The following is a 21,446-nucleotide window of genomic DNA, read 5'->3' as shown; positions in this document are numbered from 1 at the left end:
TTCTCAGGAGGTGGTTACGGCCGGAAGATCCGGCCCGTCCGGCAGACGCTCGTCGGCGATCCGTACGGCGAGCACCATGGTCAGGCCCCCTCCGGGGGTGTCTTCCGCGTGGAGGACACCCCCGATGGCTTTGGTGAACCCTCGGGCCACCGCGAGACCGAGCCCCACTCCGGCGCCCCGGGGCGAGTCGCCGTAACGCTGGAAGGGCTCGAAGATCCGGGCCTTCGCCTCGTCGGGGACACCGGGGCCACGGTCGACGACCCGGACTTCCACCCGGTCGGCGATGGCGCTCGCCGACACCAGCACCTTCTCCTCCGGTGGGCTGTACTTGACGGCGTTCTCGACCACATTGGCGACGGCCCGCTCCAGCAGCCCCCGGTCGACCTGGACCATGGGCAGGGTCTCGGGGATGTCCAGCTCCACGCTGTCCTCAGGCACGCCGACCAGCGCCATGGGCACGACCTCGTCGAGGTCGGTCTCACGGAGGAGGGGCATGACGGTACCGGTCTGGAGGCGGGACATGTCGAGCAGGTTGCCGACCAGGAGATCGAGTCTGTCGGCCCCCTCCTCGATGGCCTGGAGCAGTTCCGCCTGGTCGTCCTCGGACCACTCGACGTCGTCCGAACGCAACGACGAGACCGCCGCTTTGATGCCGGCCAACGGGGTGCGCAGGTCATGACTGACGGCGGCGAGCAGCGCGGTCCGGATGCGGTTGCCCTCGGCCAGTTCCTTGGCGCGGTCGGCCTCGCGCCGCAGACGCTGGCGGTCGAGCACGACGGCGGCCTGTGCGGCGAAGGCGGCCAGCACCCGGCGGTCGGCGGCCGGCAGCACGCGGCCGCGCAGCGACAGGGCCATGTCGTCGTGCACGGGTACGTCGACATCCGCGTCGTCCGGATTACTCGCAGGCCGGGGACCCACACTGCCCGCGCAGGTCCAGGGATTCGTCTCGCCGGTCCGCTCCAGCAAGGCCACCGACTCCATGCCGAAGGTCTCGCGGACGCGTTCCAGCAGCGCCTCCAGCGAGGTCTCGCCGCGCAGGACGTTGCCCGCCAGGTAGGAGAGGATCTCCGACTCGGCCCGCAGCCGGGCCGCCTGATGGGTGCGGCGGGCTGCCAGGTCCACCACGGAGGCCACCGACACGGCCACCCCGACAAAGATCACGATGGCGACGATGTTCTGCGAATCGGCGATCGTCAGGGTGTGGACGGGCGGAGTGAAGTACCAGTTCAGCAGCAGTGAGCCCACCGCGGCCGAACCCAGCGCCGGGAGAAGTCCGCCCAGCAGGGCCGCGGCCACCGTCAGGGCCAGAAAGAGCAGCATGTCGTTGGCGAGCCCGACATCGGGGGTGGCGACGGTGAGCAGCAGGGTGAGCAGCGCCGGGCCGAGAACGCCGGTCAGCCAGCCCCCGATGAGCCGAGTGCGGCTCAGCCGTGCGCCGCGAGCGACCGGCAGTCCACCACGGCCCTTGCCCGCTTCGCCATGGGTGATCAGGTGTACATCGAGGTCGGGCCCGGACTCCCGGGCGACCGTGGCGCCGACCCCGGGCCCGAGAATGTACTGCCAGCTCCGGCGCCGCGAGACGCCGAGCACGATCTGCGTGGCGTTGACCCCGCGCGCGAAGTCGAGCAGTGCCACGGGGATGTCGTCGCCGACGACTTGGTGGAAGGTGCCTCCGAGGTCCTCCACGAGGATGCGCTGATCGGCGAGCTCCTTCGGGGAGGCGGAGGTCAGCCCGTCGCTGCGGGAGATGTAGACGGCCAGCACCTCGCCGCCGGCGCCCTTCTCCGCGAGCCGCGCGGCCCGCCGGATCAGCGTGCGGCCCTCCGGGCCGCCGGTCAGGCCGACCACGATCCGCTCGCGCGAACCCCAGATCGTGGAAACCCGGTGCTCACTGCGGTACTCGGTGAGATAGGCGTCGACCCGGTCGGCGACCCACAGCAACGCCAACTCCCGCAGTGCGGTCAGGTTTCCGGGACGGAAATAGTTCGACAGGGCCGCGTCGACCTTGTCGGGCTTGTAGATGTTTCCGTGAGCCATCCGACGGCGCAGCGCCTGCGGCGACATGTCCACCAGCTCGATCTGGTCGGCGCGGCGCACCACTTCGTCCGGTACGGTCTCCCGCTGCCGCACGCCGGTGATCGACTCCACCACGTCACCCAGCGACTCCAGGTGCTGGATGTTGACCGTCGTGATCACGTCGATGCCGGCGGCCAGGAGTGCCTCGACGTCCTGCCAGCGCTTGGCGTTCCGGGAGCCGGGGACGTTGCTGTGCGCCAGCTCGTCCACCAGGACGACCCGGGGGGCGCGGGCGAGGATCGCGTCCACGTCCATCTCGGTGAACGTGCCGCCCCGGTAGTCCAGTTCCTTGCGCGGAACCTGCTCCAAGCCATGCAGCATCACCTCGGTGCGCGGCCGGTGGTGGTGCTCGACGAAGCCCACCACGCAGTCCGCGCCGCGCTCGATCCTGCGGTGCGCCTCGGACAGCATGGCGTAGGTCTTGCCGACGCCGGGCGCCGAACCGAGGTAGATCCGAAGCTTGCCGCGTGCCATGTCATCCCTCGAAGCGGTAGCCCATGCCGGGCTCGGTGATCAGATAGCGGGGGCGGGAAGGGTCCGTCTCCAGTTTGCGGCGCAGCTGGGCCATGTAGACGCGCAGATAGTTGGTCTTGTTGCTCCGTGTGCCGCCCCAGACCTCCTGGAGGAGCCGCTTCTGTGTGATCAGTCGGCCCGGATTGGTCACCAGGATCTCCAGGAGGTGCCACTCGGTCGGGGTCAGCCGCACGTCCCGCCCGCCCCGGACGACCTTCTTGGCGAGCAGGTCGATGCTGAAGTCCACCGTGTCGACCAGAACGGTCTCGGGGACCAGCGGTGTGTCCTCGGTGCGGCGGACGGCGGCCCTCAGCCGGGCCAGTAGTTCGTCCATGCTGAATGGTTTGGTGATGTAGTCGTCGGCACCCGCGTCGAGCGCGGCGACCTTCTCGTCGGACCCCCGCCGGGCGGACAGGACGAGGATCGGCACTCGGGTCCGGCCTCGCAGAGCCTTGATGACGTCGACGCCATCCATGTCGGGCAGGCCCAGGTCGAGTATGACGACATCGGGCTGACGCGCGGCGGCCAGCCGGAGGGCCGTGGTGCCGTCGGGGGCGGCGTCCACTCCGTACTTGCGCGCCTGCAGGTTGATGACGAGGGCCCGTACGAGCTGCGGGTCGTCCTCCACCACCAGCACCCTGGTCATGGGTGTGTGCCTCTCCTGTGTTCATGGCGTCGGGAGGCGGCGGCCGGGCTTCCCCTGCCGCCGCCTCCCGCTGGTTCGCGTAAGTCCGTCACTTCGTGGCTACGAGGTCCTTGAGCGCGACGTTCAGTTCGAGGACGTTCACCCGGGGCTCGCCCATGAAGCCGAGTGTGCGGCCCTCGGTATGGTCCCTCACCAACTTCTCGACCTGGTCCACCGGCAGGCCGTTCTTCTCGGCGACCCGGTGTACCTGGAGGTCCGCGTACGCCGGGGAGATGGCCGGGTCGAGGCCGGAGCCGGAGGAGGTGACCGCGTCGGCGGGGACATCCGACAGCTTGACCACGTGGCCGGGCACGGAGTTGTCCTTGACGACCGCGGCCTTGGCGTCCTCGACCTGCTTGATCAGGTCCTTGTTGTCGGCGGACAGGTTGGTCGCGCCGGAGAGGATCAGCTTGTACTGGGTGTTGACGCTGTTGGCGCCGAGGCCATTGGCCGGCCGCCCCTGGAACCACTTCAGGTCGGGATCGGGGGTCTCCTGGCCCTTCTTCAGGGGCAGCGAGTACGACTGGCCGATCAGGGAGGAGCCGACGACGCGTCCACCCGACTTGATCTCGGAGCCGTTCGCGTTGCCGCTGAAGAGTGCCTGAGCGATGCCGGTGACGACCAGGGGGTAGATGACACCGGTCACCAGGGTCAGCACCAGGAGGGCACGCAGTCCCGCCCCGAGCAGCCGGGCCGTGCCCGCAACGGAGTTGTTCATGGTGATCAGCCGATTCCGGGGATGAGGGAGATGAGCAGGTCGATGATCTTGATGCCGATGAACGGGGCGACCAGGCCGCCCAGGCCGTAGACGGTCAGGTTGCGCCGTAGCAGCCGGTCCGCGCTCATCGGCCGGTACCGCACACCCTTGAGTGAGAGCGGCACCAGCGCGATGATGACCAGCGCGTTGAAGATCACGGCCGAGAGGATGGCCGAGTCGGGCGACGACAGATGCATGATGTTCAGCTTGTCGAGGCCCGGGTACACGGCGGCGAACAGTGCCGGGATGATCGCGAAGTACTTTGCCACGTCGTTGGCGATGGAGAACGTGGTCAGCGCGCCCCGGGTGATGAGGAGCTGCTTGCCGATCTCCACGATCTCGATGAGCTTGGTCGGGTTCGAGTCGAGGTCGACCATGTTGCCGGCCTCCTTGGCGGCCGACGTGCCGGTGTTCATGGCGACGCCGACGTCCGCCTGGGCCAGCGCGGGGGCGTCGTTGGTGCCGTCGCCGGTCATGGCGACGAGCTTGCCGCCCGCCTGCTCCCGCTTGATCAGGGCCATCTTGTCCTCGGGAGTGGCCTCCGCGAGGAAGTCGTCGACGCCCGCCTCCTCGGCGATGGCCTTGGCGGTCAACGGGTTGTCCCCGGTGATCATGACCGTCTTGATGCCCATCCGGCGCAGTTCCTCGAACCGCTCCCGCATGCCGTCCTTGACGACGTCCTTGAGGTGGATGACACCCAGCACCCGAGCGCCGCGGGCGTCTTCGACGGCGACGAGCAGCGGGGTTCCACCCGACTCGGAGATGCCGTTGGCGATCCGGTCCGCGTCGTCGGTGACGGTGCCACCCCGCTCCTTCACCCAGGTGATGACCGAGCCGGCCGCTCCCTTGCGCACCTTCTTGCCGTCGAAGTCGACGCCCGACATACGGGTCTGGGCGGTGAACTCGATCCACTCGGCGCCGGCCAGCTCGCCCTGACGGCGTTCACGCAGGCCGTACTTCTCCTTGGCGAGGACGACGACGGAACGGCCCTCGGGAGTCTCGTCGGCCAGCGAGGACATCTGCGCGGCGTCCGCGACCTCCTCGTCGGTGCTGCCGGCCACCGGCACGAACTCGGCGGCCTGCCGGTTGCCGAGGGTGATGGTGCCGGTCTTGTCCAGCAGCAGGGTCGACACGTCACCGGCCGCCTCGACGGCCCGGCCCGACATCGCCAGCACATTGCGCTGCACCAGCCGGTCCATACCCGCGATGCCGATGGCGGACAGCAGGGCGCCGATCGTGGTCGGGATCAGGCACACCAGCAGAGCGATCAGCACGATCATGGTCAGGTGGGTGCCGGCGTAGTCCGCGAACGGCGGCAGCGTGGCACAGGCCAGCAGGAACACGATCGTCAGCGACGCCAGCAGGATGTTCAGCGCGATCTCGTTCGGCGTCTTCTGCCGTGCGGCGCCTTCGACGAGGCTGATCATCCGGTCGATGAAGGTCTCGCCGGGCTTCGTCGTGATCTTGATGACGACCCGGTCGGAGAGCACCTTCGTGCCGCCGGTGACGGCGCTCCGGTCGCCCCCGGACTCCCGGATGACGGGCGCTGACTCACCGGTGATGGCCGACTCGTCGACGGAGGCGACTCCCTCGACCACGTCGCCGTCGCCGGGAATCACGTCGCCGGCCTCGCAGACGACCAGGTCGCCGACGCGCAGCTCGGTACCGGGAACCTGCTCCTCGGCGGTGCCGTTCAGGCGCCGGGCGACGGTATCGGTCTTGGCCTTGCGCAGGGTGTCGGCCTGGGCCTTGCCCCGGCCCTCGGCGACCGCCTCCGCGAGGTTGGCGAAGAGCACGGTCAGCCACAGCCAGACGCTGATCGTCCAGCCGAACCAGTCGGTCGGGTCGGTGAAGGAGAACGCCGTGGTCAGCACGGAGCCGATCCACACCACGAACATCACGGGCGACTTGACCATGACCCGCGGATCGAGCTTGCGGAAGGCGTCCGGGAGCGACTTCAGCAGCGCCTTGGGGTCGAAAAGACCCGCACCGACACGTCCTTCGGCCGGCTTGTGCCCTGAGGGTACGTCGCTGTGCGGCGCCCGGGTCGGGGTGACTGTGGACATCGAGTCCTCTGGCTTCTCTATCCGGGTGTTCATGACGCCAGCCCCTCGGCCAGCGGGCCCAGCGCGAGAGCCGGGAAGTAGGTCAGACCGGTGATGATCAGGATCGCGCCGACCAGCAGGCCGGTGAACAGCGGCTTCTCGGTGCGTAGGGTGCCCGCTGAGACCGGCACCGGGCTCTGGCCGGCGAGCGAGCCGGCCAGAGCCAGCACGAACACCATCGGCAGGAAGCGGCCCAGCAGCATGGCGAGCCCGGTCATGGTGTTGAACCAGTCGGTGTTGGCGTTCAGCCCGGCGAAGGCCGAGCCGTTGTTGTTCGCGGCCGAGGTGAAGGCGTACAGCACCTCGGAGAACCCGTGCGCACCGGAGTTCAGCATGGAGTTCGGCGGGGTCGGCAGCGCCATGGAGGCCGCGGTGAAGACGAGGACCAGCGCAGGGGTGATCAGGATGTAGGCGGCGGCCAGTTTCATCTCCCGCCCGCCGATCTTCTTGCCCAGGTACTCGGGGGTGCGGCCGACCATCAGACCGGCGAGGAACACCGCGATCACCGCCATGATCAGCATGCCGTACAGACCGGAACCGGTGCCGCCGGGCGCGATCTCGCCCAGCATCATCCCGAGCATCGTGATTCCGCCGCCGAGCCCGGTGAAGGACGAGTGGAAGGAGTCCACGGCGCCCGTCGACGTCAGTGTCGTGGACACCGCGAAGATCGACGAACCGCCGACCCCGAAGCGGACCTCCTTGCCCTCCATCGCGCCCCCGGCCGCCTGGAGCGCCGCGCCGTGGTGGGTGAACTCGGTCCACATCATCAGGGCGACGAAACCGAGCCAGATGGTGCCCATGGTCGCGAGGATCGCGTACCCCTGCTTGACCGAGCCGACCATGACGCCGAAGGTGCGGGTCAGCGAGAACGGGATGACGAGGATCAGGAAGATCTCGAACAGGTTGGTGAAGGGGGTCGGGTTCTCGAAGGGGTGGGCGCTGTTGGCGTTGAAGTACCCGCCGCCGTTGGTGCCCAGCTCCTTGATGACCTCCTGGGAGGCGACCGCGCCGCCGTTCCACTGCTGGGAACCGCCCATGAACTGGCCGACCTCGTGGATGCCGGAGAAGTTCTGGATCGCACCGCAGGCCACGAGGACGACGGCGGCGATGGCCGCACCCGGCACCAGGATGCGGATGGTTCCGCGCACCAGGTCGGCCCAGAAGTTGCCCAGTTCACCGGAGCGGGACCGGGCGAAGCCGCGCACCAGGGCGACCGCGACCGCGATGCCGACGGCCGCCGAGACGAAGTTCTGCACAGCCAGCCCGGCGGTCTGCACGACGTGACCCATGGTCTGCTCGCCGTAGTAGGACTGCCAGTTGGTGTTGGTCACGAAGGACACGGCCGTGTTGAACGACTGCGCCGGGCTGACCGAGTCGAAGCCGAGCGAGCCGGGCAGGATGCCCTGCAGCCGCTGGAGCAGGTAGAGGAAGAGAACGCTGACCGCGGAGAAGGCGAGGACGCCGCGCAGGTACGCGGGCCAGGTCATCTCGGCGTCGGGGTTGGCACCGATGCCCTTGTAGATCCACTTCTCCGGCCGCCAGTGCTTGTCGGAGGAGTAGACCCTGGCCATGTAGTTGCCGAGGGGAATGTAGGCGAGGGCCAGTGCTCCTATGAGAGCGAGCAGTTGGAGGACGCCTGCGAGTACGGGACCCATGTGGTGGCTCAGAACCTCTCCGGGAAGATCAAGGCGAGGACGAGATAGCCCAGCAGGGCGACGGCCACAACCAGGCCGACGATGTTCTCGGCGGTCACAGCTTCGTCACCCCCTTGGCGACGAGGGCCACCAGCGCGAAACCCGCGATCGTGGCGATGACGAAGGCCAGATCGGCCATCGCTTACTCCTGGGGTGAGGTTCGATGAACAGGGACGAGTAAGAGGAAAGCGCCTCTTTGGCCGGATCGGGTCATCATTGACGCCTCTCTTACGGCGCTGCCCTCCGCTTTGACGGGACTCTTACGGCTCTTGATCCGTATTGGAGGTCGGAGCCTCCGTACGGCAGGTGGCAGAGCGGGCTACGGCAGCCGGAAGCGGAGCCGGCAGATCACCGCGTCGGTCTCCCGGCGTACGGCGTGCGCGACGACCGCACCGCGCTGGTTCTGCAGCAGCCGCTGCCACAGCCGCTCGGGCTCGGTCTCCGGGATCAGCACGGTGACGCGCGTACCCGGCTCAGTGGCGGCCACCTCGCGCGCGTAGGCGGCGATGGGACGGCCCAGACCGCGCCGCTCGCAGGACAGCCGTACCAGGGGTACGCCCGGGTCCCATGCTGCCCAGGAACGCTCCAGGGCGTGCAGGACGGCCCGGTCCTCGGGGTCCGGGTAGCATACGGTCACCGCATGGACCTCGTCGCCGAGCGAGGAGGCGGCGGTCAGGGCCTCCGAGGTGAGCCGGGACAGGGTGGAGACGGGGACGATCACCAGAGAGCGCTCACGGTGCGGGGGCTCGGGGACGCGGCCGAGGCCGAGCCGCTCGCCGATCCGGCCGTAGGCGCGGTGCACCGTCTCGAAGGCAGCCACCAGCAGCGGCAGGGCGATCACCACCAGCCAGGCGCCCGCCGTGAACTTCTCCACGGTGACGACGACGGCCGCCACGCCGGTGAGCAGCGCGCCGAAGCCGTTGAGCAGCGCCTTGCCCCTCCAGCCCGTCCCCCGCTCCCGGCGCCAGTGCCTGACCATACCGACCTGCGCGATGGTGAAGCCGACGAAGACGCCGATGGCGAACATGGGCACGAGGGTGTTGGTGTCGCCGCCGGAGAAGACCAGCATGGCGGCCGAGACGACGGCCAGGGCGAGCACCCCGTGGCGGTGTACCTGGCGGTCGGCCTTCAGGGCGAAGACGTGGGGCGCGTAGTTGTCGCGGGCCAGCAGCTTCAGCAGCACCGGCAGGCCGCCGAACGAGGTGTTCGCGGACAGGGCGAGCAGAACCATCGTCGCGAACTGGACGACGTAGAAAGCCGCGTTGTGGCCGAGCGCGGCGTCCGCAAGCTGGGCGAGGACGGTGACGCCCTCGACCGGCTGGAGGTGGAAGCGGCCGATCAGTACCGACAGGCCGATGAGCATCAGACCGAGGACGGCACCGAGGGCCACCTCCGCGCGCTGCGCCCGCCTGGCTCGCGGCCGCCGGAAGGAGGGGACGGCGTTGGCGATGGCCTCCACGCCGGTCAGTGCGGCACAACCGGAAGCGAAAGCCTTCAGCAGGAGCAGGGCGCCGACGGTGGAGGCGTTGTCGGCGACCACCGAGGCGTGCCCGGCCGCGGTGGCCGCGCTCACGGGGTGGGAGCGGAACAGGCCGACGGCGATGAGGACGAAGATCGAGCCGACGAACACGACCGTCGGCACGATGAACGCCTTGGCGGACTCCACGATCCCGCGCAGGTTGACCCCGGTGATCAGGGCGAGCACCGCCAGGCACAGCCAAAGCCGGTCGTCGTAGAGGGCCGGGAAGGCCGAGGTGAGGGCGGCCACACCGGTCGTGACCGCGACCGCGACGTTGAGGACGTAGTCCAGCACCAGGGAGGCCGCGGCCACCAGGCTCGTGCGCGCCCCGAGGTGGGTCTTCGCGACCGCGTAGGAACCGCCACCGTCCGGGAACGCGGCGATGACCTGCCGGTAGGAGGCGACCAGCACCGCAAGGAGGGCGGCGATGGCGAGCGTGACCGGCAGGGTGAAACCGAGGCCGGGGGCACCCGCGGCCGCCAGCACGAGGACGATCGCCTCGGGCCCGTACGCCACGGACGCCATCGCGTCCAGTGACAATGCGGCCAGACCCGTGACGGAGGTCAGCCGGTGGCGCTCGCCGGTATCGGGCGGCTCCTCTCCCGTGGGGAGGGCGTCGGGCTCGTTGGTCAGGACGGACATGGATGCGGGCTCCTTCTCACCAGGGCCGGGCGCAAAGGCTGGGCTGCGCGGCAGCACCAAGGTTGTGTCCGATTCCGGTCGTCTCCGACGGTTCCTTGCGGCATCTTCGCGCCCAACCGATCAACTTTGACGCGACCTTGATGGGCGGAGTGCGCGTCAGCCCGCGCCGGCCTCTCCGGCCGTGTCCAGGGCGGAGCCCGTCTGGTCGGCCAGTGTCACCGCCACGAGCCGTGCTCGCAGTGGTGGAACCGGGCCCGAGCCCGGGGTGAGCATGAAGCGGCCGAGGTAGCGGCCGTTGCCGTAGGCACGTAGTTCGATCTCGCCCTCGGGCCAGCCGGCCGCGTCCACGTCCCACGGGCGTCGGCCCACCGTGACGCCGCCGTCGCTGCGCAGGCGGGGCGGCTGCCCCATGAGGGTGCCGTACTCGAAGCGGCAGGCGTCGAGCCCGAGCAGGTCGGTCAGTTCCCGCCGGACGTGGTCGACCAGGGTGACCGCGGAGCCGTGGTTCTGTGCCAGTTCCGCCGTCCGGTGGATACGGGCGAGATGGGCCGCGTCCGTGACCGTGATGACCTCCAAGTGACGTGCTCGGGCCGCCAGTTGGGAAACAATCACACCGACCGCCAGCAGAAGCAGTGCCGTCCCGATGTCGGCGGACGAGGTGATGTCGAACGTCTCATACGGCCGCGTCAGGAAGAAGTCGAACCAGGCCGCCGCGGACAGGGCGGACAGTACTCCCGCCGTACGGCTGCCCAGCGCGGCCACCGCGACGACCATCACGACGAGGACGAGCGTGGCGTTGGTCGACGACAGTCCCGCGCGGAACGGGACGATGACGAGGGCCACCAGGAAGGGGCAGACGAGGGCGGCCGTCAACGCGAGCCGGTCCCTCAGCGGCCACGTGCCGGGCTTTGCCGGGGGCCGGTCCAGGCGGGTCTTCCACGTGCTGGTCATCGTGCTCATCACGCACCTCCTACGCTCTGCTCCGTCGGTTCGCCGTCCACGATCTGTGCGGCGAGCGGCAGCGACACGACCATCGTGAGTCCGCCGCCGGGTGTGTCCTCGGGGGTGAGGACACCGTTCATGGCCTCGGTCAGCCCCCGGGCCAGCGCCAGTCCGAGGCCGAGTCCGGTGGTGTTGTCGTGGTCGCCGAGTCGCTGGAAGGGCTCGAAGAGCCGGTCGCGGCCGTCGACGGGCAGACCGGGCCCGCGGTCCACGACCCGCAGCTCGACCCGGCCGGCCAGGACACTCGCAGTGACCAGCACCCTCTTGCCAGGCGGTGTGTGGCGGTCGGCGTTGCCCGCGAGGTTGGCGATCACGCGCTCCAGCAGGGGCGGGTCGGCGAGCACCTCAGGGATGTCCTCCACGTCCGCCACGTCCACGCCATCGATGTCCGCCAAGGCCATGGGCAGGACCTCCTCCAGAAAAGTGGGGCGCAGGTCGAGCTTCAACGCACCCGCCTCCAGGCGGCTGAGATCGAGGAGGTTCTCCAGCAGCCGGTTGAGTTTGGCCATGGACTCGTCGGCGGTGGCGAGGAGTTCGTCCCGGTCCTCGGCCGGGAATTCGACATCACGGCTGCGAAGCGAGGTCACGGCGGCCCAGCCCGCGGCGAGCGGGGTGCGCAGATCGTGGCCGACGGCCCGTAGCAGCGCCGTGCGCATCCGGTCGGCGGCCTTGACGGGCTCGACCTCGGCGGCGGCCTCCGCGAGCCGGGTTCGCTCCACCGCGGAGCCCACATGCGCGGCGAACGCCGCCAGCACCCGCCGCTCGGAGGACGACAGGGTACGGCCGCGCAGCGCCAAGTAGGCCCCGGAGCCCGCCGGAACAGCCGTCACACCGGCCGCGTCGGGAGGCTGATCCACCAAATCCGCCGACTCCATGCCGAAGGTCTCCCGCGTGCGCTCCAGCAGGGCCGGAATCGTCGCCTCACCCCGCACGATGCTGCCGGCCAGGGACGACATGGTCTCCGCCTCGGCCGTCGCGCGGGCGGAACGGCGGGACAGCCGCAGGGAGCGGTCCACGACGGCGGCCACTACGGCCGCCACGACGGCGAAGACCGCCAGGGCCAGCAGGGCGTTCGGGTCGTCCAGCGCGAACTGTCCCAGGGGCGGGATGAACCAGTAGTTCAGCAGCAGGGACGCCGTGACCGACGCGATCACGGCCGACGCGACCCCTCCTATGCAGGCGACGCCCACCACCGCGAGCAGGAACAACAACGCCTCGCTGGTGAGGTTGAGCGTGCCCCGGAGCTGGGTGAGGACGACGGTGAGCAGCACCGGCAGCACCAGTCCCGCCACCGGACCGGCGATCAGCCGAGCCGTCGACAGTGTGCGCCGCCTCGACGGCAGGAGCGTGCCCCGCCCAGCCCGCTCGTGGGTGACCCGATGAACGTCGATGTCGCCGGACAACGCGGTCACGGTCTCCCCCGTGCCGGGTCCGGTCAGGAAACGCGCCAGTCGCCCGCGCCGACTTGTGCCCAGCACCAGTTGGGTGGCGTTCTCAGCGCGGGCGAACTCCACCAGGGTCATGGCGACGTCGTCGCCGACCACCGAGTGGTAGCTGCCGCCCAGGTCCTCGACCAGCCGTCGCTGCCGCGCGAGCGAAGCATGGGAGACCCCGGCTGCCAGCCCGTCGCTGCGGGCCACGTGCACGGCCAGCAGGTCGCCGCCGGCCGACCGGTCGGCGATACGCGCGGCCCGCCTGATCAGGGTGTCTCCCTCGGGGCCGCCGGTGAGTGCGACGGCCACCCGCTCGCGGGTCTCCCACACCCCGCCTATGCCGTGCTGTGAGCGGTACTCCTGGAGTGCCTCGTCGACCCGGTCGGCCACCCACAGCAGCGCCAGCTGACGCAGGGCGGCCAGGTTGCCGGGACGGAAGTAGTGGGCGAGGGCCGCGTCGATCTTCTCCGGGGCGTAGATGTTGCCGTGGGCCATGCGCCGCCGCAGTCCCTCCGGGTCCATGTCGATCAGCTCGATCTGCGCGGCACGCCGTACGACCTCGTCCGGGACAGTCTCGTGCTGGGGCACCCCGGTGATCTTGTCGACCACGTCGTTGAGGGACTCCAGGTGCTGGATGTTGAGCGCGGTGATCACGTCGATACCCGCGTCGAGCAGGATCTCGATGTCCTGCCAGCGCTTGGGGTTGCGGCCGTCACCGGGAACGTTGCTGTGGGCGAACTCATCGACGATCACGACCTGCGGCCGGCGCGCGAGGACCGCGGCCAGGTCCATCTCCTCGAAGCGTCCACCACGGTAGGAGCAGGACACCCGGGGTACGGCCTCCAGTCCGTCGAGCATCGCCTCCGTGTGCGGGCGCCCGTGGCACTCCGCGAACCCCACCGCCACATCCGCCCCGCGCGCTGCGCGGCGGCGCCCCTCGTCGAGCATCCGGTAGGTCTTACCGACCCCGGGTGCCGCCCCGAGAAACACCTTCAGTCGTCCGGCCCGTACGTCATTCATCGCCGCCGACGCGCTCCGTTCACTGGCTCGCCCCCTCTGCACGCGAGGGCTCCTCTTCCCAAAAAAGCCGCCTCCTGGGGCGGCCGGCACAGCTGTTAGCGCATCCTTGTCGGCGGACCCGGAGACCTTGACACCGCCTTTGCGGTCACCCTCGTCGCCCGGACACGGCGCCTCGACCGCCCTTAACGCAGCCTTGACGCGTTCAAGGCACACTTCCGTCGGCTCGGGGTCTCCGCTCTGCCTACGCTGGTGCCGCCGTCCGCGTGATGGCCCGACCGCCTCACCGAGCCGCGCACCAGGAGCACGCAGATGGCCACCACTGAACGCCCGCAGCAACGGATGCGCGCGTGGATGCTCGAGGGCCTGTCCGACATGGGCAGGACCCGTGTCACGCAGGAGCCCGCCACCAAGTCCACGCCGGAGCACAAGGGCCAGCCCTGGTACCGGGTCATGTGCCTCACGGGTGTCGACTACTTCTCCACCCTCGGCTACCAGCCCGGCATCGCGGCACTCGCGGCCGGGCTGCTCTCGCCGATCGCGACCATCGTGTTGGTGGTCGTCACCCTGGCCGGCGCTCTCCCTGTCTATCGCCGGGTGGCCGAGGAGAGCCCGCGCGGCGAGGGCTCGATCGCGATGCTGGAGCGGCTGCTCTCCTTCTGGCAGGGCAAGCTCTTCGTCCTCACGCTGCTGGGGTTCGCCGCCACCGACTTCCTGATCACCATCACCCTGTCGGCGGCCGACGCCTCGACCCACCTGGTCGAGAACCCCCACCTGAACAGCACCCTGCACGACAAGCAGATGCTCATCACCCTCCTACTGGTGGCCCTGCTGGGCGCCGTGTTCCTCAAGGGCTTCCTGGAGGCGATCGGTGTCGCGGTCGCCCTCGTGGGCGTCTACCTCGTGCTGAACGTCGTCGTCGTGGTCGTCGGCCTGGGCCACATCTTCACCGAGCGGCATGTCGTCACGGACTGGTCCAGCGCCCTGACCGCGGAACACGGCAACGTCTTCGCCATGGTCGGCGTAGCACTGATCGTCTTCCCCAAGCTCGCCCTCGGCCTGTCCGGCTTCGAGACGGGCGTGGCGGTGATGCCGCATGTCAAGGGCGACGACAGCGACACGGAGGAGCACCCCGAGGGCCGCATCCGGGGCGCCAAGAAGCTCCTCACCACAGCCGCCGTCATCATGAGCGTCTTCCTGATCCTGACCAGCTTCATCACCACTCTGCTGATCCCACAGCGGGAGTTCGAGTCCGGCGGCCAGGCCAACGGCCGTGCCCTCGCCTTCCTCGCGCACCAGTACCTGGGCGGCGCCTTCGGCACGGTCTACGACGTCTCGACCATCGCCATCCTGTGGTTCGCCGGCGCCTCCGCCATGGCCGGCCTGCTGAACCTGATGCCCCGATACCTCCCCCGCTACGGCATGGCCCCGCACTGGGCCCGCGCCGTACGCCCCATGGTGATCATCTTCACGCTGATCGGCTTCCTGGTCACCTGGATCTTCGACGCCGACGTCGACGCCCAGGGCGGCGCGTACGCCACCGGTGTCCTCGTCCTGATCAGCTCGGCCGCCATCGCGGTGACGATCGCGGCCCGCAAGGCCGGCCAGCGCGGCTGGGCCATCGCCTTCGCGGTCATCTCTGCGGTGTTCCTGTACACGACCGTTGTCAACTGCATCGAGCGCCCGGACGGGGTCAAGATCGGCGCCTGCTTCATCGCCGGCATCATCCTGGTCTCCCTGCTTTCCCGGCTGGCACGCGCCTTCGAACTGCGCGTCACGCACGTCGAGCTGGATGCCATGGCGGAACGGTTCATCCGGGACATGGCCAGCCGGAAGATACGCTTCATCGCCAACGAGCCCGATCGGCGCGACAAGGCCGAGTACCGCGACAAGATCGAGCAGATCCGCCAGGACAACGACCTCCCGGATCAGGAGGACTTCGTCTTCGTCGAGGTGACGGTCACCGACCCGTCCGAGTTCGAGTCGGTCCTGACCGTGCGGGGAGAAGTCCTCCACGACCGCTACCGGGTCCTGACCCTGGAGTCCTCCTCCATCCCGAACGGACTGGCCGCCCTCCTCCTCCACGTCCGCGACTCGACCGGCAGCATCCCGGGCATGTACTTCGAGTGGACCGAGGGCACCCCCTTCGCCAACTTCCTACGCTTCTTCCTCTTCGGCCAGGGCGAGGTCGCCCCGGTCACCCGAGAGGTACTGCGCGAGGCCGAACCGGACCGGGCCCGGCGCCCGCGCGTGCACACCGGCTGAGACAGACGCCGGCGAGCGGATCAGGATCGCGTCAGGATTGGCCCGTACGGCGCTAGGGGCTCGTCAGTGACGGCAGTCGACTCGCCCCCGACGGTTTAGCGTCGAGGCATGCGACGGAGTGAAACGCCACCCAAGGTCGGCGATCGCCACTGGCGGGGCAGCGCCCGGCTCGCGGTGAGCGGCGGCTTGGTGTTCTGCGTCATGACCCTCATGGTCGACTGGAACGCGGGAAGCCTGACTCCTGTACGCATCATGCTGTGGCTCCCCCTGTCGGCCGTCGTGTTCGTCATCCTCCTGCCACCACGGGTGAGCGCCGGCCCCGGCCGTCTGGTGGTCCGCACCCCGTGGCGCCGGACCACCGTGCACACGAACGCGCTGAGTGCCGTCCGGTATTACGACGCAGTCTCGTCCCATCTGATCCTGCAGGACACCCTTGGCAACCGGCTGCAGATCGACACCCGGACGCTCGCCGCGAATCCCTTGACCCTGGCTTCACCAAGCCCTGGGCTGACTTGAAGACTCAAGGCGTTGTGCAGCGCGACCTGAAGGAACATCAATGCCCGCAGGTTTCATGAATGCCCGTCAGGCGGCCGAGTACCTGAACATGTCGATCACGTGGGTCTACAGGGACGCCCCCAAACTCGGATTGAAGCCTTACAAGTTTGGGCATGGCCCCAGCGCGAAACTGCAGTTCAAGGTCTCCGAAGTCGATGCCTGGGCTCAGCGGCAGAGGCTCGGCTGAGCACGTAGGGACCGGGGCCTGGACGCAGAAGCGTTCAGGCCCCGGCAGCTCAGGCCGCGAGGTCCATGTCCAGCACCTAAGCGAAGCTCGGCTCCCGGGGTGGTCGGCCGCGTGTATTTCCAGGAGGCCCGCTTGCAGGTCACCCAATCCGGTCCTCGGCTTCCCGTCGCAGCCAGGTCCGGGTGCGCGGGGTCGGGTCCTCGGCGGGGCCGTCGCTGCCGCCGGAGGTCCCGCCCCCGTTCGCGCCGTCTTTGCGAGCGCTTGTCCGGGCCTCGGCGGCCTCGCGCTTCTCGCTCGCCGCGTCCGGCGTGTCACCTCTGTCCCGGAGCCGGTCGAGGCGGCCGACGACAGGTCCCGCAGTGATCCCGTACAGCCCCACGGAGGCCAGCACGGTGAAGGTGACCACGGCCCATATCTCGCGCGGCGGGACGGGGAACTCCTGCTGGTTGAGCGCGTAGGCGAGGTAGTAGAGCGAGCCGATGCCGCGGATGCCGTACCCGGCGATCACCCAGCGCTCCCGCCCCCGGATGCGAGAGCCGGTCAGCCCGACCCAGCCGGCCATCGGGCGGATCACGAACAGCAGCACCAGAGCGGTGGCGGAGCCCCGCCAGGTCAGCGCGGCCAAGCCACCCTGGGCGATGAACGCACCAAGGAGGAAGAGGATCGCGGCCGTCAGCAGCCGCTCGATCTGCTCGACGAAGTCGTGCAGGACGTTCTGGAAGCCGTGCGCGCGCTCCGCGGCCCGGATCGCGCATGCGGTGGTGAACACCGCCAGGAAGCCGTAGCCGCCGAGGAGCTCGGTGAGCCCGTACGCGAGGAAGGTCGCGGCGAGTGCCACGAACCCCTCCCGGTGACGGGACAGCCGCAGAACGGGCGAACCGGTGCGGAAGAACAGCCAGCCGAGTCCGCGTCCGACCAGCAGTCCGGACAGGACGCCGGTCACCCCTCTGTACGCGACGTCCTCGGCCGCCCACCCGCCGACCCAGTCCGCGGACCATCCCGCACCAGCCGCGGCGGCCAACGCGACGGCCGCGTACGTGAGCGGGAACGCGAGCCCGTCGTTGAGTCCTGCCTCGCTGGTGAGGGCGAACCGCACCTCGTCCTCGTCGTGCTCCTCCTCCGTCGGCTCGCCCACGCGGACCTCCGCGGCGAGCACCGGGTCGGTCGGGGCGAGGACCGCGGCGAGCAGCAGCGCGGCCGCCGGCGGCCAGTTGAGCCAGTACCAGGCGACGGCGGCGGTCGCCAGCACGGTCAGCGGCATCGTGATCCCCAGCAGCCGCCAGGTAGTCCCCCAACGGTGCAGTCCCACCGGCCTGTCGAGCGCCAGACCGGCACCCATCAGAGCGATGATCACGCATGTCTCGGTGAGGTGCTCGGTGATCCCATGGTCCGCCATCAGGTCGATGCGGGGCAGCGGGAGCGGCAGCAGGTACACGGCGATCCCGCACAGCAGGAACACCAGAGGCATCGACAGCGGGCGGCCGGCGACCAGCCGGGGCAGGGCCGCAGCAAGCAGCGCGCCGGCCCCCAGCGCCATGAACACCCCGTCGGACATCGTCACCGCGTCATCCCCTGCCGTGTGGTCGCCCAGTGGTCGGAACGTCGCGGTCCATTCCGTACGAGAGGATCGTGCGCCGCCGGTACCGCCTGGAGCATGTGCCCCCGATCTTCTGGGGTACGACGGTTCGCCCGGCGCCCGCGGGACTACTCGATGCTGAGACGCCATCAGCCGTTATGCGATAAAGCCCTACGACAGCGATCCCACCCGTCAACCTCTCATCTCATGACGGCGGGCCAGCCACCTGCAAACACCCGCTGACCAGCCGCGCGACACCACCCCCTGGGGCCGGCTGGACCGACTCTCACCACCACCGACACCCACCCGAGGGATCGCACCAGGGCTGCGGCACGGAAGTGATCAGTTAATGCCCATGCCCCGTGCATTTAGCGGTGGTTGGGGTAGGCGGAGCACCAAGGTCGCACACCTGGTGACGACAGGAGAGTGGAGACGCACATGGCAACGCAGAAGAACACGAAGCCCAAGGCCGCCTCGGCCGCCGCCAAGGCCACGAAGAAGGGCAAGTCCGGATCGTCCAAGGCTGCCGCGGCCAGTGCCCTGTCACAGGCACCCGGCAAGAAGAGCACATCGGGCAAGACCAAGAGCAAGGCCGCCACCGGAGCCGGGAAGACCGTCGCGGCGCGGAGCGCGAGCAAGACGGAGAAGAAGGCCGCGGCCAGCGCGCTCTCCCAGACGCCCGCGAAGAAGCCGAGCAAGAAGACCCTCACGCAGGCGGCCAAAACCCTGAGCGACTCCAAGGCGAAGAAGACCGACCGGTCCAAGGCCGCGCGCACGCTCGCCTTGGCCGCTGTCGCGGAACTCAAGTAGCCGGTCCCCGGCGTTGCAGCCACACGACGGTCAGCTGGTCCACCGCCTGCTCACCGGAGGTGGCTGCACGCGGGGAACCGACGACCGCGCTCGACACCTCGGCAGTTTTGTGTGGATCAGTTGGTCGTTGGTGCGGGTGTGCCGTTGAGTGGTGTGCAGTGGGCGCGAATCGCGTCGTTGCTCCCGAACCGGACGCCGCATTGGGGTGGTCGCGTGTGTGATCACCGGGAAGTGATCAACGCGATCGCCTTCACGCTCCAGGCCGTGGGTGCGTCGGCCCGAGAGGTACGGCACTGGCAGGATGTCTGCCACAGGCTGAGGATGTGGGCGGTCGACGGCACCTGCGAGGGGGTTTTCACCCGCTGATGGCCCCAGCCGGCGCCGATGAGGACCTCAACTGGCCGGTCTCGGTGGATTCCACGACTCCCTCGTCAGCTGGACAGCGAATCCGGTCCAGGAGCAACGCGCCCGCCGAACCCCGACAAAGGGTGTAGCTCTCCGCTGTGCTGCCTATTGCGTGGCAGGCGGTGAAGTACGCCGAGGGCGTCGGGGGTGGTCCAGCCGCGGGCGGGCAGAGCGTGGGCGACGTAAGCGAGGTAGGACCGTGCCTGGCGGCCACGCAGGAGACGTTCTGGCCGGTGACGCCGACCGAGTCCCGACGGCGTCCTGGATGATGTTCCAGGGACCAGGTGCACAGGTGCGACCGCCTCCGCCTCTTGCTCGCCGCCCCCGGTCAGGGTCGAAGACCCGCGCGTCGCAACGTCAGCGTCGACAGGTCGGCGATGACGTCAGGGTCCCCGCGACGCCAGGCATCGGCCAGGCCGCCCGGCGGCGTGGCAAGCGCGACCAGCGGCCGCTGCGGCCCGGTGAGCGCACGCAGCGCGAGGAGGTCGGCGCCACCGGGAGCATCGAAAAGGCGACGAGTGGTGGCGCTCCGCCGGATCCACCGCAGCCGTGGAACGAGCCACAACAGCAGGATCACGGCGGTCGGAAGGACGATCAGGGCGATCGTCGTGAGCGTGGCGACATGACCCACGGTGTCCTGCAACGACTGTCCGGCGGCGGAGAGACTCGTGCCGGCCTCGGCCGCGGAGTTGAGCGGCTTCTGCAACGAGTCACCGACGAACGGGACCTTCGAGGCCGCGTTGCCCGCGTCGTCGAGACTGGAGGCAAGACTGTCGCCCGCGCTCTCGGCTTTCCGCCCCGGCTCGGCCAACGTCAGGATCGCGTCACGGACGACCAGGGCGAACTTCACCGTGCTCGCGATCAGGAGCAGAGCGATCAGATCCGCGATCAGCTGACGACCCCGACGCGCTGGGCTTTGGGCGTAGAGACGCATGAACGTGCTCCTGTTCCGATGGCGACATCGACAAAAGCCAACTCCGAACCGGTGGCACGCAGCTCGTGCCTGCGGGGATGACCGCGAGGATCGGCGGGTGGCTTGACGGTACACGGGACGCGCGGACGATATCCGGGTTACGCACGCTCAGGACCGGTCACGCCCTCCACCGGACCGGCCGACACGGGCATACGCCCGCCGACCGTCTTCCGTCGACATCGAAGGCATGCTTTGAGGTTCCCCCGAGATGCGGGGAAAGGTGACAGTCAGTCAGATGGGTCTCACGAGAGGAGCCCAGACGATGCCTGCCCCGAGGAAATACCCGCTGGAGTTGCGTGAGCGTGCGGTCCGGATGTACCGGACTGCCGAGCCGAAGCCTGTGATCCGCCGTATGGCCGAGGAGCTCGGCGTGCATCATGAGGCCCTGCGTAACTGGATCCGCCAGGCCGAGGCCGACGCCGGCGAGCGGGACGACCTGCTGACCACCGAGGAGAAAGAGGTCCGGCGGCGGTCCGGCGGCCCGTTTCCGATCTTGCTCGGGCAGAGGACCGTTTACGAGAGGCCCCGCCGATCAAGGACTCGCCGATCCTCGATCATCCCTCGGGGGTCACCCCTTACGGTGAGCCGGAGGTCAGGACTTGAGTGACGAAGTTCGCGAACTGTGCCTGCATTTCTTCCCGCGGAATGCGCTCTTCTCCGGCCAGGTGCTCGACGAGGTCGGCTCGCGTCGCGGCGAGCAGGGCGTGGGCGGTGAAGCTGCTGTTGGCCACGCTGGGGATCTGCTCCAGTACGGCTTGGAGCAGGTTGTGCCACCGCTGGTAGTGCTCCGCCCGGTACGGGCTGCTGCTCCCGCCTCCCTCCAGGGCCAGCGCGAGGCGCCGGTTGTCGAGTTTGAAGCACAGGACGGCATCGAGCAGGGCGGGTACGCGATCCCGCGGTGGGGTCGCGGGCCCCAGGGGTGGTGGGCCGGTCTCGACGGCCTGCCTGATCGGTTCGAGCCGCGCCTCGTACAGCGCGCGGAGCAGCCCGGCGCGATCGCCGAAGGCCCGGAAGAGGGTGCCCTTGCCGACGCCGGCCGCGGCCGCTACGTCGGCCATGGTGACGTCCTCGGGACTCTCGCGGCGGGTGAAGAGGGCGTCGGCGGCGGCGAGCACGGCCTCCCGGTTGCGGACGGCGTCCTTGCGAGACGACTGACGTTCGGGCATGGCGCTCTCCTTCCATTTGCAAAACGGACCCGTGGTCCATATCGTTGAAGTGGACCCGAGGTCCGT

Annotated in this window: 18 protein-coding genes; 6 read left to right on the top strand and 12 right to left on the bottom strand. The window is 69.3% G+C overall.

Annotated features, from left to right (window positions below):
• Positions 1 to 3: 3 nt before the first annotated feature.
• The 9 genes from ACWCV3_RS10480 to ACWCV3_RS10440 all read right to left on the bottom strand — a co-directional run bounded on the left by ACWCV3_RS10480 (position 4) and on the right by ACWCV3_RS10440 (position 13,446).
• The gene (locus ACWCV3_RS10480) at positions 4 to 2,550 is read right to left on the bottom strand and encodes a DUF4118 domain-containing protein (protein ID WP_451221348.1); all 2,547 of its coding nucleotides are present in this window, start codon (positions 2,548 to 2,550) and stop codon (positions 4 to 6) included.
• Between the two features lies 1 nt (position 2,551).
• Positions 2,552 to 3,235 carry a response regulator gene (locus tag ACWCV3_RS10475; RefSeq protein ID WP_451221345.1) on the bottom strand — a complete coding sequence of 228 codons (684 nt, stop codon included), beginning with the start codon at positions 3,233 to 3,235 and terminating at the stop codon, positions 2,552 to 2,554.
• 88 nt (positions 3,236 to 3,323) lie between these two features.
• A complete protein-coding gene (locus ACWCV3_RS10470; protein WP_451221342.1) occupies positions 3,324 to 3,992 on the bottom strand; it encodes a potassium-transporting ATPase subunit C in 669 nt (222 codons plus the stop codon).
• A 5-nt stretch (positions 3,993 to 3,997) separates the two neighbouring features.
• Entirely contained in the window at positions 3,998 to 6,097 is a 2,100-nt protein-coding gene (kdpB, locus tag ACWCV3_RS10465) for a potassium-transporting ATPase subunit KdpB (RefSeq protein ID WP_451221339.1), read from the bottom strand.
• A 29-nt stretch (positions 6,098 to 6,126) separates the two neighbouring features.
• Positions 6,127 to 7,791 carry a potassium-transporting ATPase subunit KdpA gene (kdpA, locus tag ACWCV3_RS10460; protein ID WP_451221336.1) on the bottom strand — a complete coding sequence of 555 codons (1,665 nt, stop codon included), beginning with the start codon at positions 7,789 to 7,791 and terminating at the stop codon, positions 6,127 to 6,129.
• 8 nt (positions 7,792 to 7,799) lie between these two features.
• Positions 7,800 to 7,889: a K(+)-transporting ATPase subunit F gene (gene kdpF, locus ACWCV3_RS10455; protein WP_016434100.1), complete on the bottom strand. Its 90-nt coding sequence runs from the start codon at positions 7,887 to 7,889 to the stop codon at positions 7,800 to 7,802.
• Between the two features lie 260 nt (positions 7,890 to 8,149).
• Entirely contained in the window at positions 8,150 to 9,991 is a 1,842-nt protein-coding gene (locus tag ACWCV3_RS10450; protein WP_451221333.1) for an APC family permease, read from the bottom strand.
• Between the two features lie 156 nt (positions 9,992 to 10,147).
• The gene (locus ACWCV3_RS10445) at positions 10,148 to 10,951 is read right to left on the bottom strand and encodes a DUF4118 domain-containing protein (protein ID WP_451221330.1); all 804 of its coding nucleotides are present in this window, start codon (positions 10,949 to 10,951) and stop codon (positions 10,148 to 10,150) included.
• Positions 10,951 to 13,446, bottom strand: coding sequence for an ATP-binding protein (locus tag ACWCV3_RS10440; protein ID WP_451221327.1), 2,496 nt, complete (start codon positions 13,444 to 13,446; stop codon positions 10,951 to 10,953). The genes ACWCV3_RS10445 and ACWCV3_RS10440 overlap by 1 nt, the downstream gene beginning before the upstream one ends.
• A gap of 309 nt (positions 13,447 to 13,755) precedes the next feature.
• Between ACWCV3_RS10440 and ACWCV3_RS10435 the strand changes: the two genes are divergently transcribed.
• The 3 genes from ACWCV3_RS10435 to ACWCV3_RS10425 all read left to right on the top strand — a co-directional run bounded on the left by ACWCV3_RS10435 (position 13,756) and on the right by ACWCV3_RS10425 (position 16,450).
• Positions 13,756 to 15,708, top strand: coding sequence for an amino acid transporter (locus ACWCV3_RS10435; protein WP_451221324.1), 1,953 nt, complete (start codon positions 13,756 to 13,758; stop codon positions 15,706 to 15,708).
• A 108-nt stretch (positions 15,709 to 15,816) separates the two neighbouring features.
• Positions 15,817 to 16,224, top strand: coding sequence for a hypothetical protein (locus tag ACWCV3_RS10430; protein ID WP_451221321.1), 408 nt, complete (start codon positions 15,817 to 15,819; stop codon positions 16,222 to 16,224).
• Between the two features lie 40 nt (positions 16,225 to 16,264).
• Positions 16,265 to 16,450, top strand: a complete 186-nt coding sequence (locus ACWCV3_RS10425) for a helix-turn-helix domain-containing protein (RefSeq protein ID WP_451221318.1) — start codon at positions 16,265 to 16,267, stop codon at positions 16,448 to 16,450.
• Positions 16,451 to 16,589: 139 nt separating this feature from the next.
• Here ACWCV3_RS10425 and ACWCV3_RS10420 read toward each other — a convergent pair whose 3' ends face one another.
• Positions 16,590 to 18,011, bottom strand: a complete 1,422-nt coding sequence (locus ACWCV3_RS10420) for a cation:proton antiporter (protein WP_451221315.1) — start codon at positions 18,009 to 18,011, stop codon at positions 16,590 to 16,592.
• Positions 18,012 to 18,464: 453 nt separating this feature from the next.
• On the opposite strand from ACWCV3_RS10420, the gene ACWCV3_RS10415 reads away from it, so the two are divergent.
• Both ACWCV3_RS10415 and ACWCV3_RS10410 read left to right on the top strand, forming a co-directional pair.
• Positions 18,465 to 18,836, top strand: coding sequence for a hypothetical protein (locus ACWCV3_RS10415; protein WP_451221312.1), 372 nt, complete (start codon positions 18,465 to 18,467; stop codon positions 18,834 to 18,836).
• Positions 18,837 to 18,947: 111 nt separating this feature from the next.
• Positions 18,948 to 19,202, top strand: coding sequence for a transposase (locus ACWCV3_RS10410; RefSeq protein WP_451221309.1), 255 nt, complete (start codon positions 18,948 to 18,950; stop codon positions 19,200 to 19,202).
• A 367-nt stretch (positions 19,203 to 19,569) separates the two neighbouring features.
• Here ACWCV3_RS10410 and ACWCV3_RS10405 read toward each other — a convergent pair whose 3' ends face one another.
• The gene (locus ACWCV3_RS10405) at positions 19,570 to 20,175 is read right to left on the bottom strand and encodes a hypothetical protein (protein WP_451221306.1); all 606 of its coding nucleotides are present in this window, start codon (positions 20,173 to 20,175) and stop codon (positions 19,570 to 19,572) included.
• 247 nt (positions 20,176 to 20,422) lie between these two features.
• Here ACWCV3_RS10405 and ACWCV3_RS10400 point away from each other — a divergent pair, with 247 nt between their 5' ends.
• The gene (locus ACWCV3_RS10400) at positions 20,423 to 20,821 is read left to right on the top strand and encodes a transposase (RefSeq protein WP_451221303.1); all 399 of its coding nucleotides are present in this window, start codon (positions 20,423 to 20,425) and stop codon (positions 20,819 to 20,821) included.
• On the opposite strand, the gene ACWCV3_RS10395 is transcribed toward ACWCV3_RS10400, so the two are convergent.
• The gene (locus ACWCV3_RS10395) at positions 20,790 to 21,380 is read right to left on the bottom strand and encodes a TetR/AcrR family transcriptional regulator (RefSeq protein WP_451221300.1); all 591 of its coding nucleotides are present in this window, start codon (positions 21,378 to 21,380) and stop codon (positions 20,790 to 20,792) included. The two genes, ACWCV3_RS10400 and ACWCV3_RS10395, sit on opposite strands and share 32 nt — an antisense overlap.
• Between the last annotated feature and the right edge of the window lie 66 nt (positions 21,381 to 21,446).

It is taken from the genome of Streptomyces sp. NPDC001781 (assembly GCF_053596035.1).
The sequence above is the reverse complement of the archived record's forward strand: the minus strand, read 5'-3'. Positions and strand labels throughout refer to the sequence as shown.